General features: G+C 61.6%; 10 protein-coding genes. 9 read left to right on the top strand and 1 reads right to left on the bottom strand.

The window, feature by feature from the left end; genetic code table 11:
- Positions 1-6: 6 nt before the first annotated feature.
- The 6 genes from ACJJU9_RS12540 (at position 7) to ACJJU9_RS12515 (ending at position 7,998) form a co-directional block, all read left to right on the top strand.
- Complete coding sequence (locus ACJJU9_RS12540; RefSeq protein WP_153355899.1) at positions 7-1,185, top strand: lipid-transfer protein; 1,179 nt, start codon at positions 7-9, stop codon at positions 1,183-1,185.
- A gap of 10 nt (positions 1,186-1,195) precedes the next feature.
- Entirely contained in the window at positions 1,196-2,365 is a 1,170-nt protein-coding gene (locus ACJJU9_RS12535; protein WP_153437978.1) for an acyl-CoA dehydrogenase family protein, read from the top strand.
- A 65-nt stretch (positions 2,366-2,430) separates the two neighbouring features.
- Positions 2,431-3,651 carry an acyl-CoA dehydrogenase family protein gene (locus ACJJU9_RS12530; protein ID WP_153355904.1) on the top strand — a complete coding sequence of 407 codons (1,221 nt, stop codon included), beginning with the start codon at positions 2,431-2,433 and terminating at the stop codon, positions 3,649-3,651.
- Entirely contained in the window at positions 3,648-4,790 is a 1,143-nt protein-coding gene (locus ACJJU9_RS12525) for an acyl-CoA dehydrogenase family protein (RefSeq protein WP_407730927.1), read from the top strand. Before ACJJU9_RS12530 ends, ACJJU9_RS12525 begins: the two co-directional genes overlap by 4 nt.
- Before the next feature lie 50 nt (positions 4,791-4,840).
- Positions 4,841-6,523, top strand: a complete 1,683-nt coding sequence (locus ACJJU9_RS12520) for a class I adenylate-forming enzyme family protein (RefSeq protein ID WP_407730926.1) — start codon at positions 4,841-4,843, stop codon at positions 6,521-6,523.
- A gap of 116 nt (positions 6,524-6,639) precedes the next feature.
- A complete protein-coding gene (locus ACJJU9_RS12515; RefSeq protein ID WP_228393691.1) occupies positions 6,640-7,998 on the top strand; it encodes a DUF1329 domain-containing protein in 1,359 nt (452 codons plus the stop codon).
- Between the two features lie 199 nt (positions 7,999-8,197).
- Here ACJJU9_RS12515 and ACJJU9_RS12510 read toward each other — a convergent pair whose 3' ends face one another.
- Positions 8,198-9,526 (bottom strand): MFS transporter, encoded by a 1,329-nt coding sequence (locus ACJJU9_RS12510; protein WP_185059525.1) that lies wholly within the window; start codon positions 9,524-9,526, stop codon positions 8,198-8,200.
- 277 nt (positions 9,527-9,803) lie between these two features.
- Between ACJJU9_RS12510 and ACJJU9_RS12505 the strand changes: the two genes are divergently transcribed.
- Genes ACJJU9_RS12505 through ACJJU9_RS12495 form a run of 3 tightly spaced genes read left to right on the top strand, consistent with a single transcriptional unit; the run spans position 9,804 to position 13,817 of the window.
- On the top strand, positions 9,804-10,889 hold the full coding sequence (locus ACJJU9_RS12505; protein ID WP_153372024.1) for an alkene reductase: 1,086 nt from the start codon (positions 9,804-9,806) through the stop codon (positions 10,887-10,889).
- Complete coding sequence (locus tag ACJJU9_RS12500; RefSeq protein WP_407730925.1) at positions 10,886-12,739, top strand: long-chain-acyl-CoA synthetase; 1,854 nt, start codon at positions 10,886-10,888, stop codon at positions 12,737-12,739. The genes ACJJU9_RS12505 and ACJJU9_RS12500 overlap by 4 nt, the downstream gene beginning before the upstream one ends.
- A complete protein-coding gene (locus ACJJU9_RS12495; protein ID WP_407730924.1) occupies positions 12,732-13,817 on the top strand; it encodes an MBL fold metallo-hydrolase in 1,086 nt (361 codons plus the stop codon). Before ACJJU9_RS12500 ends, ACJJU9_RS12495 begins: the two co-directional genes overlap by 8 nt.
- Positions 13,818-13,858: the final 41 nt, after the last annotated feature.

Genomic DNA, 13,858 nt, shown 5'->3' with positions numbered 1-13,858 from the left:
ACGCAGATGATTGACTCATCGATTTCCGGGCGCGCTGCCATCGTCGGCCTCGGCGCGACCGAATTTTCCAAAAACTCCGGACGCACCGAATTGCGCCTGGCCCTGGAGGCTACCTTGAGCGCGCTTGAGGATGCCGGGATCGATCCTGGCGAGGTTGAAGGGTTTAGCTCCTACTCGGTAGACAAAGTGCCGGAATATGAAATTGCCCGGCTGCTGGGCTGCAAGGACGTCAAGTTCTTCTCCCAGGTGCCCCATGGCGGCGGCGCAGCCTGCGGGCCGGTGATGCACGCGGCAATGGCCGTGGCCACCGGCATGGCCAAGGTTGTGGTGGTGTATCGGGCCATGAACGAGCGCTCGTGGTATCGCTTCGGCACGGGCAACTATGGTTTCGCCGCGGCGCCGACTTTCGACAACGTCAACTATGGCTGGTACATGCCCCACGGGTTCCACACCCCGGCCGCCTGGGTCGGAATGTTTGCCCAGCGCTACATGCACACCTACGGAGCGACCAGTGAAGACTTCGGGCGAATCGCCGTAGCTGCGCGGGATTTTGCCGCGAGCAACCCCCAGGCGTTTTTCCATGGCAAGCCGATCACCCTCGAAGAGCACCAGGCTTCGCGCTGGATCTGCGAGCCGCTGCACCTGCTTGATTGCTGCCAGGAATCCGATGGCGCGGTGGCAATGGTCATCACCTCGGCCGAGCGCGCCCGTGACCTGCGCCAGAAGCCGGTGAGCATCAAGGCTGGCGCCCAGGGCATCAGCCAGGGCCAGCAGAGCATGACCTCGTTTTATCGCGAGGACATTACCGGGCTGCCGGAAATGGGCGTGGTTGCCCGCGAACTGTATCGCCAGTCGGGCCTTGGCCCGGAGTCATTTCAGACCGCCGTGATCTACGACCACTTCACACCGTTTGTTTTGCCACAACTGGAAGAATTCGGTTTTGCCAAACGCGGCGAAGCCAAGGAATTTATCCGCGCCGGGCACCATGCCCGTGGCGGCAAACTGCCGATCAATACCCATGGCGGGCAACTGGGCGAGGCCTATATCCACGGCATGAACGGTATAGCTGAAGCCGTGCGCCAGGTGCGCGGTACGGCTGCCAACCAGGTGGCGGATGTGCAGAACGTGCTGGTCACCGCCGGTACCGGCGTGCCTACCAGCGGCCTGATTCTCGGCGCAGCCTAAGGAGCAGCACATGTTCGTTGACCTCACACCCGAACAACATGCCCTGCGCCACAAGGTGCGGGACTATTTCCAGGCCCTGATGACCCCGCACATGCGTGACCAGTTGCGCGGCAAGGAAGGCGGTGAGTTGTACCGCCAGACCATCCGCCAAATGGGTCGCGACGGCTGGCTCGCAGTCGGCTGGCCCAAAGCCCACGGCGGCCAGGGTTACGCCGCAACCGAGCAGTTGATCTTCTTCGAAGAGGCGAATATCGCCGGGGCGCCGCTGCCCTTTGTGACGATCAGCACCGTAGGTCCGGCCCTGATGGCGCACGGCAGTGAATGGCAAAAGGAACGCTTTCTGCCGGGTATCGCCGCTGGCGAGATCATGTTCGCCATCGGCTATTCCGAACCCGAGGCTGGCAGCGACCTGGCCGTACTTAAGACCAGCGCCCGTCAGGACGCCGAAGGGTTTGTGGTCAATGGCAATAAACTCTGGACCTCGGGCGCTGAATCTGCCGACTTTGTCTGGCTGGCAGCGCGTACAGACCCAAGCCAGGCGCGGCACAAAGGCATTTCGTTATTGATTGTCGACACCACGACGCCGGGGTTTTCGCACACGTTGATTCCCACCACCAGTATTCCCACCACCGCGACCTACTACGACAACGTCCGGGTGCCCAACGACATGCTGGTGGGTGAGTTGCACGGTGGCTGGAAGCTGATCACCTCGCAACTGAACCACGAGCGTCTGGGCCTGGGCACCTGGTCGGACAAAGTCGTGGCGCTGTTTCGCAGGGTTTACCTGTGGGCGCGAGCGCGTGATGAGCAGGGGCATCGGGCGATGGATAAAGCCTGGGTGCGCAGTTCACTGGCCGAATGTTATGCGCGTCTGGAAGCCATGCGCCTGATCAATATGCGCATTGCCGCAGACCTGGAACGCGACCGCATGGACGTGGCGCTGAGTTCGACCACCAAGGTATTTGGCTCGGAGTCCGCCATCGACATCTTGCGCAAGCTGGCGGCCATCGTTGGCGCCAATGGCTCGATGCGCAGCGGCTCGGCGGCGACGATGCTGCACGGAGAGCTGGAGTTCGAGCTGCGGGGTTCGGTGACCCTGACCTTTGGGGGTGGCACCAATGAAATCCAGCGCGAGCTGATCGCCCAGTTTGGCCTCGGCATGCCGCGCACCCAACGCTGACGTTCGTCCATTCAAAACAAAAAACCGTACCCGCCCCTTACCGGAGCGGGTCGAAGGGGACATTCATGAGCACTATCGAGCAATTTCGGGCGCAGACCCGTGCCTGGCTGGAAGCCAACTGCCCGCCGTCGATGCGTACAGGCATGGCAGAAGGCGATGTGGTGTGGGGCAGCCAGCACCCGCAGTTTCCCTGTGAAGACGCACGCCTGTGGTTCGAACGCATGCGCGACAAGCGCTGGTTCTGCCCGGAGTGGCCCGAGGAATATGGCGGTGCCGGGTTAAGTGATGAGCAAGTGGCCGTGCTCGAAAGTGAGATGCGCCGACTCAAATGCCGGCCGCCGCAGATTAACCTGGGCATCTGGATGCTCGGCCCGGTGTTGTTGGCCTACGGCAGTGAGCAACAAAAACGTGACCTGCTGCCGCCCATTGCCCGTGGGGAAGTGCGCTGGTGTCAGGGCTTTTCCGAGCCGAACGCCGGTTCTGACCTGGCCAACCTGAAAATGGCCGCGCGTGATGCCGGTGATCATTTTGTCGTCGACGGCAGCAAAATCTGGACCTCCTACGGTGACAAATCCGACTGGATGTATGCCTTGGTGCGCACTGATTTCAGCGCGCCCAAGCATGAAGGTATCAGCCTGATCGTGCTGGACATGCGCAGCCCGGGCGTCAAGCCGCAACCGATCGACTTGATCAGCGGCAAATCGGCGTTCTGCCAAGTGTTCTTCGATGCTGTGAAAGTGCCCAAGAGCCAATTGATCGGGCCGTTGAACGGTGGCTGGAACCTGGCCAAGTACCTGTTGCAGCACGAACGCAAGGCCATGTCGAAATTCGGCGAATTCAGCCTGCCATCCCACGTCGACCTGCTGGCCTTGCTGCGCGAGTACGTCCCGGCGCCGCAGAGCCAGAGCGAGCATGCCTTGCACGCACGGGCCAGCGCCTGTGCGATGAGCGAGCACGCCTACAACCTGACCGTCCAGCGTATGGGCGAGGAGGCGCGGGCAGGCGAAGACATCAGTGGCCTGATGTCGATCATGAAGCTCGTCCACACCGAACAGGAACGCGACAAGTTCGAAGTGCTGCTCGACGCCATGGGCGGGCACGCCCTGGGATGGGAAAACAGCCGTTATAGCGAACAACAACTGGCGGTCACCCGTTCGTGGTTGAACAGCTACGCCTTGACCATCTCCGGCGGCGCTTCGGAGATCCAGTTGAATGTCATTGCCAAACGCGTGCTGGGCTTGCCCGACGCTAAAAAAACCGACGCCAGACAAGGAGCCACGCAATGAGCCTGCGTTACAGCGATGAACAGCGTTTGCTGGCCGACAGTGCCCGGGATTTTCTGGCTGATTGCAGCCCCGTCAGTGCCCAGCGGCGTCTGCGCGATGAAGCGTCGGCCCTGGGTTTTTCAGCCCAGCTGTGGAGCGACGCGGTGGCGTTGGGCTGGAGCGCGGTGCCATTCCCCGAGGCGTTTGGCGGCCTGGAATTTGGTTGCAAGGGGCTGGGCCCACTCTTCGAAGCCATGGGCCGCAACCTGTCAGCCATGCCGCTGTTGTCCAGCGTGGTACTGGCCGGCTCGCTGGTGCATCTGGCCGGTAACACGGCGCAGCAAACACGCTGGTTGCACGCGCTGATTGGCGGTAAACAGCGCCTGGCCCTGGCGTTGGAGGAACACTCGCGGCACGAACCGCAGCGTATCGCCGTGCAAGCGTTACCAAACGAGCAGGGTTATCGCTTGCAGGGCGAGAAGTTCTGGGTGGTTGATGGTTTGGGGGCAGACGCCTATGTGGTGGCTGCGCGTACAGCCGGGCAGCCGGGCGATAGTTCGGGCATCAGCCTGTTTCTGGTGCCGGCCGATGCGCCGGGTTTGACCGTCAGCGCCTTGCCGATGATCGACTCACGCAATAGCGCACGCCTGCAAATGGACCAGGTGCAGGTCAGCCATGGAGCGCTGCTGGGCAATGAGGGCGAGGGCTGGCACGCCCTCGACAGCGCACTCGATCGTGGTCGCGTGTGCCTGGCCGCAGAGTTGCTAGGGATGGCCGGGCAATTGTTCGACACCACCCTGGAATACCTCAAGACCCGTGTGCAGTTCGACACCCGGATTGGCACTTTTCAAGTCCTGCAACACCGCGCCGCCCAGATGTACATCGACCTGGCACTGAGCCGCAGCGCCTTGATGGCCGCACTGGCGAGTCTGGATGACGACAGCCTGGATACGCGCACCCGCGCCCGATTGGTGAGCCTGGCGAAATGGAAAGCCGGTGACACCGCCATCAAGGTTGCCAACGAAGCCGTGCAGATGCACGGCGGCATTGGCGTCACCGATGAGCTGGACGTCGGCCTGTACCTCAAACGCGTCCGCGTCGCCCAAAGTTGCCTCGGTGATCGCGACTTCCATTGCCAACGCTACGCAAGCAACACCTAGCCGCGAACGGGTGCCAACGCTGTGGGACATATGTTTTGGAGAATACATCGATGAGCATAGAACGCTGGCAAACCGCGTGGCGGCAATTGATCGCCCCCGGTGCGCCGTTTGAAGTAGTGACCCCGGACGACGGCGCGCCACGCTATTTTCGCCATGCGCCGCGCAATCTGTTGCAGGTGATTGACGCCGGGCGGGTCCATGGCGACCGTGAGTTCCTGATTTGGCAGGCGCAACGCCTGACGTTCAACCAATTTTTCGCCCAGGTTGATCGCCTCGCAGAACAAATGGTGGCGCAGTTTGACCTGCAACCCGGTGAACGCGTGGCAATCGCCATGCGCAACCAGCCCGCCTGGCTGGTGGCCTTTGCCGCGATCCAGCAGTGTGGCGGTGTGTGTGTGCCGCTCAATAGCTGGGGCCTGCGCGACGAGCTGCAGCATGGGTTACAGGACAGCGGTTCACGTTTGCTGTTGTGTGACGAAGCGCGCTTCAACACCTTGGCTGAAGACCTGCGCCGTGAACAACGGGCGACCATCGTCGTGGGCGCCCGTGAGGGCGTGTTGCCCGAATACTGCCTGCGTTTCGAAGACCTGATCAGCGCCCCGGCTGCGCCGTTTCCGGCCCGGCCCATCGAGCCAGAGCAAGCGGCCCTGATCCTCTATACCTCCGGCACCACCAGCCGGGCCAAGGGTGTGGTGTCCAGCCACCGGGCTATTAGCCAGGCACTTTATGCCCTGGATTTCCAGGGGGCGTTCTGCGCCATGAGTTCGCCTGAACGCATCGGTGTAGTGATCAACAGCGGTTACTCGCCGACGATTCTAGCTGCGGTGCCGATGTTTCACGTCAGCGGCCTGCATGCGCAGTTTCTCTCGGCGCTGCGCGGCGGGCGCAGGCTCCTGCTGATGTACAAATGGGATGTTGAGCACGCGCTGGACTTGATTCGCGACGAGCGCTGTACGCAGTTCAACGGGGCGCCGGTGATGATGCAGCAACTGCTGGCGTCTCCGCGCTTTGCCAGTGAACACACTGCCAGTCTGTTCGGGCTGGGCCTGGGCGGCGGAGCATCGTCCGCCGGGGTGCTGGATAACATGCTCAGGCTCAAGCCCGAGGTCATCGGCGGCGCCGGTTATGGCCTGACCGAAAGCAACGGTATCGGCGCGGCGATTGGCGGTGATCCGTTTGTGTACAAGCCCGCATCGGCCGGTTGGGCCTTGCCCATCGTGGATATCCGTATTGGCGACGACCCGCACCAAGCGCAATCAGCAGGTGCACGCGGGCTGATCTGGCTGCGCTCACCGACGCTGATGAGCGCTTACTGGAACCTGCCCGAAGCCACCTCTCACTGCCTGCGTGACGGGTGGCTCGATACCGGGGATATCGGTTACCTCGACGATGAAGGTTTTTTGACTATCACCGGCCGGGTCAAGGAATTGATCAACCGTGGCGGCGAGAAGATCTCAGCGGCGGAAATCGAAACTTGCATCCTCGATATGCCCGGCGTTCTTGAGGCGGCGGCGTTTGCCATTGCCGACCCGTTGCTGGGCGAAGTGGTGGGGCTGGCCGTGCATGGTCAGGCCTCGTCGCTGCCCCAGGAGCCGCAAGTGTGCGCGTTCATCGCCGAGCGCCTGGCGGCTTACAAAGTGCCTGCACGGGTGTATCGCCTGCTTGAGCCGTTGCCGCGCAATGCCACCGGCAAGGTGCTCAAGTCGCACATGCAAGAAAACCTCGATGCATAGCCCTTTTTTAGTCTTTCCGGACGATGTTGCGGCCGGCAGAACACTAACAATGGGGCCATACCCAAAAGCCTTATCAGCGAAGGAGGCACAACATGACAATAACAAGAACAGGTCTCATGCTTGCGGTCGCAGTCACAGCCCAGTGCGGGTTGTCGACGTATGCCAGCGCCGAGGTCTCAGCCCAGGAAGCTGCCAAACTGGGCAAGGAGCTGACCTGCGTCGGCGCCGAACAGGCCGGTAACGCCGAAGGCACCATCCCGCCCTACACCGGCAAGTATCTGGGAGAGGTGCCGGGCTGGCAGCATGTGAAATTCTCGGGCGACCATCCGGTTGACCCTTATGCCGCCGAAAAACCGATTGCGGTCATCACGGCGCAGAACATGAGCCAGTACGAAGCGCATTTGACCGAAGGCCAAAAGGCGCTTCTGAAGAAGTACCCCACCACCTACAAAATGAACATTTACCCCGGCCATCGGGATTTCCGTTACCCCGATTACGTTTGCCGACGCGCGATGGACAACGCCTTGCACGCCAAGCTGGTCAATGACGGCGCAGGTTTCACCGGGCTGGGCCAGGTGCCGTTCCCGATTCCCAAGAACGGCATGGAACTGCTGTGGAACCACCAACTGCCGGCACGGGCCTGGACTGAAGAAAAAACCAGCGACCTGGCTTCGGTCCTGCCCAACGGCAGCATCGGCTGGGGCCGTGCTCTGGCGCGCAACCTGTCACCCGCCAACTCGCCGGTCGTCGACCCCAGCACAGACGGCAAGATCCAGTCGCTCAGTAACAACATGACCCTGAAACCCGCGCGTGACAACGGCACCCTGAACATCGCCCACGAGCCTTACAACTTTGCCACCGACGCGCGTCAGGCCTGGACCTACAGCCCCTCGACCCGACGCGTCAGGCAATTGCCGGGTTACGGCTACGACCAGCCGATGATTGGCACCAACGGCACCATGACCGTCGACGAAGATCGCTTGTACAACGGCTCCCCGGAACGCTACACCTGGAAACTCATCGGCAAACGTGAAATCTACACCCCGGCCAACGCTTTTAAAGCCAACGCCGGCACCCTCAAATATGCCGACATCCTCACGCCCAACCACCCAAATCCTGACGTCATGCGCTATGAGCTGCGGCGCGTCTGGGTCCTGCAAGCTGACTTGAAAGAGGGCTTTCGTCACGTGTATGGCAAACGCGTGCTGTTTATTGACGAAGACACCTGGAACTCGGTCCTGGCCGACAACTACGACGCCCGTGGGCAGCTGTGGAAACACGCCATGGTCAATTACTACTACCACCCTGACATGAGCGGCTGGCAGGCCGGGTCGCAGTTTTTCATGGACCTTAACTCCGGTCAGTACACCGGCTACGGCATGACCAACGAATCGAAAAAAGGTCCGATTCTCAATGAGGGTAAATACACCCCTGACCAGTACACCGCCGATGCAGCACGCGCTTCCGGTCGCTAAAACCAAGCCCTGAAGCAAAAGCCCCGGCAACCGCCGGGGCTTTTTTTTGTCCGGCCAATGGGTTCGCGCTGCCTTCGTGGTGCAGGTAAGTCAGAGTTCACAAGGGAAGGGGGGCAACGTCACCTGAGGTGCTGGTGCTGGCATGAAAAAGCCGCTGCAACCAGTGAGGTTGCAGCGGCTTGGTGGTGCGGGATAAAGATCAGGCCGTGACAGCCCGCAAGGGTGTGGCCAGGCGGGCAGGGTGTTGCATGTGTTGGCGGTAGCGCGGCAAAGCAAGGATCAGAAAGACGCTGGCCAACACCAGCATCGACACTGAGCAGGCCAGCGCATAACGCAAGGATTCATTGCCCAGGCTCGGCACAAAAAAGTCACTGAGCATGCCGACAAACAAGGGCCCGACGCCGACGCCAAGCAGGGTCATGGCCATCACAAAAATCGCAGTCGCCTGCGCCAGTCGGGTTGCCGGGAACAAATGGGTGATGGCGCTCAGGCAGGGAGTCGCCCACCACACGCCAAAAAACGCGAAAACACTGTAGAACAAAAAGGCCTGTGGCACTGCCGTACTACCAACGTAAAACGCCGTGCCTTGCGGCCATAGAAAGTAGGCGAGGACGAAGGGGATGCTGATCAGTGTGCCCAGCAGCGGTACGCCTATTTGCCAGCCCGCATCACGTCGCGCCAGGCGATCGGTGAGCACGCCGCAGACCAGTGTGCCAATGGTTGCGCCGCCACCGCCGACTACGCCCACCAGAAACCCGGCCTGTTGCATGTTGAGGCCGTGGGAGCGGATCAGGAAGCTCGGGCTCCAGGTGCCGACGGCATATCCGGCAATCGCCGCTGCGCCGCCGGTAAGGACCAGCCAGAGGAAAGACGGCATGCGAAACAGCTCGACGAGGGTCTGCATCCAGCCTTCCGTTTGCAGCGCCGTACTGCTTAACGGCACAACTCGCTTGGGGGTACGCACCGTCAACAGCAGCACCAGGCCGAGCAAGATTCCGGGCGCGCCAATCAAGATAAAGGCGTACCGCCAGCCGTGGTGCTGGGCGACCCAGCCGCCCAGGCCCAGACCGACAATGGCGCCCAGGCTTGAACCCAGCATCAGGCAGGCCAGGGCGGTGGATCGGCGCTCGGGCGGGTATAAATCCGACACCATGGCCACTGAGGGCGCTGTACCGCCGGCTTCGCCCACCGCCACGCCAATGCGCGCGAGCACCAACGTCAGGAAGTTGCCGGCCATGCCGCAAAGCATGGTCATCAAGCTCCAGGCCATGCAGCTGAAGGCGATCACCGGCTTGCGTCCGACACGGTCGGAGAGGCGCCCCAAGGGAAAACCGAACACGGTGTAAAACACCGCGAAGGTCACCCCTGACAACAGGCCGATCTGGGTATCCGAAATGCCGAACTCGAGCTTCACCGGCTCAATCAGAATCGCCATTAACTGGCGGTCGATGTAGTTGAAGACATAAATCGTGGCGAGCACAAACAGTGCGTAGTGCGTTCGCCAGGTCACGGGGGGGGAATGGTTCACTGCGGGTGCTCCCGGTTTTATTAGGGTGTGCGTGATGCTCAGTCTGTCACGGGATTTTCTCATCGTCTGTTCAGACCATGTTCTTGCCATCTTTGGTCGAGTGCAGTCCCGTTTGATCGGTCAGGCCGCACAGATCTCCCACCTAGTCTTGTCGGACGATGTTTGTCTGGCGTTGACGATTAATCATTCAGCTCATATTCGCTGGCAGGTCAGCACTTGCCCACGCTGTGGCAAGCCTGCGGGCAGCCTGAAAACAATAAGAAGCTGAGGAATTGAAATGAGCGTCTTGTTCGAGCCGGTCACCCTGGGCGAGCTGAAGCTGGCCAACCGAATTGTCATGGCGCCGATGACCCGCAGTCGAGCCCTGGCAGATGCGATCCCTGGCAGCGAGATGGTCGAGTATTACCGTCAGCGCGCCGGTGCCGGGTTGATCATCGCCGAAGGCACTGCACCTTCAGCCAGCGGCCTGGGCTATTGCCGGACGCCCGCAATCTACAGTGCCGAGCAGATGGCCGGTTGGCAGCGGGTGACCGAGGCGGTGCATGCCGAGGGCGGACGCATTGTGCTGCAACTGATGCACGTTGGCCGCGCGGCCAGCCAGCACAATAAACCTGCAGGCGCAGCCACGGTGGCGCCTTCGGCATTGCGCGCAAACACTCAGGTGTTCAGCGACAGCCACGGTCTGGTAGACACTGACGAGCCTCAAGAACTGACCGAGCAAGGTATTCAAGAGGTCATCGAGCACTACCGCCAGGCGGCCTTGAATGCGCGTCAAGCAGGCTTTGACGGTGTTGAGCTGCACTGCACCAGCGGTTATCTGCCGATGCAATTTATGGCCACCGGCAGTAACCGGCGCAACGATGCCTACGGCGGGGACGCTACGGCCCGTGTGCGGTTTGCCAAGGAAGTGATCGAGGCCATGGCTGGGGCCATTGGTGCGGGCCGTGTCGGTTTTCGCCTGTGCCCCGGCAACCCGTACAACGACATTGACGATCTGGAGCCTGCACACACCGCTGCGGCCTTGTGTGCTGCGGTCGCGCCGCTGTCGCTGGCTTACCTGCATATCATGCGTTCGCCGCTGCAAGGGCTGGATGCCTTTGAACTGGCGCGTCAGCACAGCCCTCATGCACTGATTCTCAATGACAGTTTCGACGGCCCCTCGGCCAATGCCGCTCTCGCGTCGGGCGAGGGGGCTGCCGTGTCGTTTGGCCGTCACTTTATTGCCAACCCGGACCTTGTTGAACGCCTCCGGCACGGCCGGGCGCTGAGTCGTTTTGATCGCAAGACGCTGTATACACCGGGCAAGGCGGGCTATACGGATTACCCCACTTGGCAAGCCGTTGCGCAGGAGGTGGTGCAATGAGCCTGAATACCCTGTCCGGTGTGATACCAACCTGCCCGGTGCCACGGGAGCAGACCCAGGCGCTGCTGGATCTGCGTTCTGCCGCTGCCGGGTTGATCAAGCCCCGTGACCTTTACACCCTGGCCGACCGCCTTGAGCAGCAGGCGCAAGAGCAGGGCGAACGACCGTTCCTGATCTACCGCGAGCAGCGCCTGAGTTATCGCGAAGTCGACGCACGGGCCAATCAGATGGCCCACACCTTTTACGCCAATGGCCTGCGCGCTGGCGACGTGTGCGCGTTGATCATGGAGAATCGCCCGGCGTTTTTCTGCACGTGGTTTGGCCTGGTCAAACTCGGTGTGGTGGTGGCCTTTGTCAACACCCAGGTCAGCGGCAAACCGCTGCTGCATGCGCTGCAGACCACCGAGGCCAAAGCTCTGGTGGTTGGCGAAGAGTGCCTGGCCAATATGCAGGCCACCGAGGGTTTGCCGGACGTGCCTTGCTGGTTGATCCACGACCCTGAAACCCCTTGGTCGGGGCCGCTGCATAAAGGAGTAGACGGGCATTTTGATTCGCGCATCGAGAACGCCCCGCGCACACTGTTCCCGCGCGATATTCGCGCGCACATTGATGCGCAGACGCCGACCCTGTTGATTTTCACCTCGGGCACCACTGGTTTGCCCAAGGCAGCGCGCTACAGCCATATGCGCTGGTTGTCATCGGGGGATGTGATGGAAGTCACCCTGCACGCAACCCGCGACGACGTGTTTTATTGCTGTCTGCCGCTGTACCACGGCGCTGCCGCCACTTCGGTGACGTCAACCGCGCTGCGCGCCGGTGCTGCCATTGTGATCCGGCGCAAGTTCAGCGTGCGTGAGTTCTGGAGCGATGTGGCGAGTCATCGCATCAGCATCTTCCAGTACATCGGGGAAATCTGCCGCTACCTGCTTAACCAGCCTGTGCGCGAAGGCGAACGCCAGCACAGTTTGCGCTGCATGCTCGGCGCCGGGCTGTCGCCCGATTCCTGGCAACGCTGGCTGGAGCGATTTGGCCCGATCCAGGTGTTCGAAGGCTGGGGAGCCACTGAAGCCAACGCCGCGATCATCAACGTTGACAACTATTTTGGTTCCTGCGGCCGTGTGCCGGACTGGAACAAAACCAATGTTCGGCTGGTGCGTTACGACATTGAAAACGACTGCCACCCGCGCGATGAAAACGGCTTTTACCAGATTTGTGAGGTAGGTGAAGCCGGTGAAGCCATGGGCTTTATCGTCGATCACCCCGAAATTGGTGGCGGGCGCTTTGAGGGCTACACCTCGGCCGAGGCGACTGAGAGCAAAATCCGCCGCAATGTGTTCCGCGAAGGGGACGCTTACTGGAGTTCCGGTGATTTATTGCGCCAGGACGCTGACGGCTACTGCTACTTCGTCGACCGCATTGGCGACACCTATCGCTGGAAAAGCGAGAACGTGTCAACCGCCGAAGTGGCCGACGCACTGAGCGACCTTGCCGGCCTTGAGCTGATTAACGTGTACGGCGTGCAGGTGTCGGGGCACGAGGGCCGGGCAGGGATGGCGGCTGTGTTGATGCAGCCAGGTTGCGACTTTGACCCGCAAGCGTTGTATCACCTGACCGAGGCCCGTTTACCCCGGTATGCGGCCCCGGTGTTTGTCCGTGTCACCCGGTCGGCCGATTTGACCGCGAGTTTCAAGCTGCGCAAGGTTGACCTGCAACGTCAGGGCTATTGCCCGGCACGTTGCAGCGACCCGCTGTATATCCGCGACGAATCGGCTCGTACGTATGTGCCGTATTCGCTGCGCGCCCTGGAGCGGGCAGGGCTCGCGGCATTCGCGGTGGCCGACCATGGCTGATCTGGATCACAACGGTCATGAGCTGCGCGCCGGGCTGCGTTATCCCTGGGTGCAGGCACCCGAATCCGGGCAGGTTCGCGAAGTGGCGCCGGGCGTGTGGTGGCTGCGCATGCCTCTGCCGTTTCGCCTCGATCACATCAACCTGTATCTGCTGCGCGATACCCACGGTTGGGTCGTGGTCGACACCGGCATGAACACCGAACAAACCCGCGAGGTCTGGGGCCGGGTGCTGGATGAGGTGTGCGCGGGCCTGCCCGTGCTTGCAGTGGTCTGCACTCACTTTCACTCCGACCATGCCGGGGTTGCCGCCTGGCTCAGCGAGCGTTTCCAGTGCCCGGTGTACATGACGGCCAGCGAGTTTCAGGCGTTGCACGTCAGGTTCCCGGCAGATCAACCGCCCGGGTGGGACTTTCTCGATTTCTACCGCAAGGCCGGTGTGAGCGACGAGCACAGCGCCGAGTTGTTTACGGTGATGAGCAACGCGCACTTTCTGCCCGTGCCGTTGAACCATTTTCGGCGCCTGCGTGAAGGCAGCTGCCTGGAGATCGGCGGTCGCACCTGGCAGGTCGTGACAGGCAAAGGCCACTCGCCAGAGCACGCCTGCCTGTATGCCGCTGAAGACGGCCTGCTGATTTCCGGCGACCAGGTGCTGCCGCGCATCACCTCGACGGTCGGCGTGCATGCCACCGAACCGCTGGCCAACCCGCTGCTTGACTGGCTCGACTCGATTACCCACCTGCGCAGTCTGCCGGACACCGTGCTGGTGCTGCCTGCCCACGAGCGGCCGTTTTTCAATTTGCATCACCGCCTGGATCAACTCGACGCCCATCACCAAGGGCAACTGGCGTTGATGCTGGCCAACTGTGACGAGCCGCGCACCGCGCTCGAGCTGATGTCTGCGTTGTTTCCCAGACTGTCGGGGCGTTTCGACGAACTGATGGCGCTTGGCGAGACCTTGGCCCATGCCAATTACTTGGTGGCCAATGGATCGCTGGAACGGGATGTGGACCGGGGGCGCTATCGCTACCGGTGCGCAGTAAAGGGCGCGTGCCCGGCAACTTCACTCAAAGTGTTTTGAGCGAAGGGCACGCCAGCAGTGTTGAACATTCCAGGCGACCA

The sequence above is a fragment of the Pseudomonas helleri genome (assembly GCF_045830615.1).
GTDB lineage: Bacteria > Pseudomonadota > Gammaproteobacteria > Pseudomonadales > Pseudomonadaceae > Aquipseudomonas > Aquipseudomonas helleri.
Note: the sequence above shows the minus strand (reverse complement) of the source record. Positions and strands in the feature narration are given on the sequence as shown.

Coding starts and splice junctions, on each gene's coding strand:
- ACJJU9_RS12535 (WP_153437978.1), top strand. CDS start 1,196: ATGTTCGTTGACCTCACACCCGAACAACATGCCCTGCGCCACAAGGTG.
- ACJJU9_RS12495 (WP_407730924.1), top strand. CDS start 12,732: ATGGCTGATCTGGATCACAACGGTCATGAGCTGCGCGCCGGGCTGCGT.
- ACJJU9_RS12520 (WP_407730926.1), top strand. CDS start 4,841: ATGAGCATAGAACGCTGGCAAACCGCGTGGCGGCAATTGATCGCCCCC.
- ACJJU9_RS12500 (WP_407730925.1), top strand. CDS start 10,886: ATGAGCCTGAATACCCTGTCCGGTGTGATACCAACCTGCCCGGTGCCA.
- ACJJU9_RS12540 (WP_153355899.1), top strand. CDS start 7: ATGATTGACTCATCGATTTCCGGGCGCGCTGCCATCGTCGGCCTCGGC.
- ACJJU9_RS12530 (WP_153355904.1), top strand. CDS start 2,431: ATGAGCACTATCGAGCAATTTCGGGCGCAGACCCGTGCCTGGCTGGAA.
- ACJJU9_RS12515 (WP_228393691.1), top strand. CDS start 6,640: ATGCTTGCGGTCGCAGTCACAGCCCAGTGCGGGTTGTCGACGTATGCC.
- ACJJU9_RS12525 (WP_407730927.1), top strand. CDS start 3,648: ATGAGCCTGCGTTACAGCGATGAACAGCGTTTGCTGGCCGACAGTGCC.
- ACJJU9_RS12505 (WP_153372024.1), top strand. CDS start 9,804: ATGAGCGTCTTGTTCGAGCCGGTCACCCTGGGCGAGCTGAAGCTGGCC.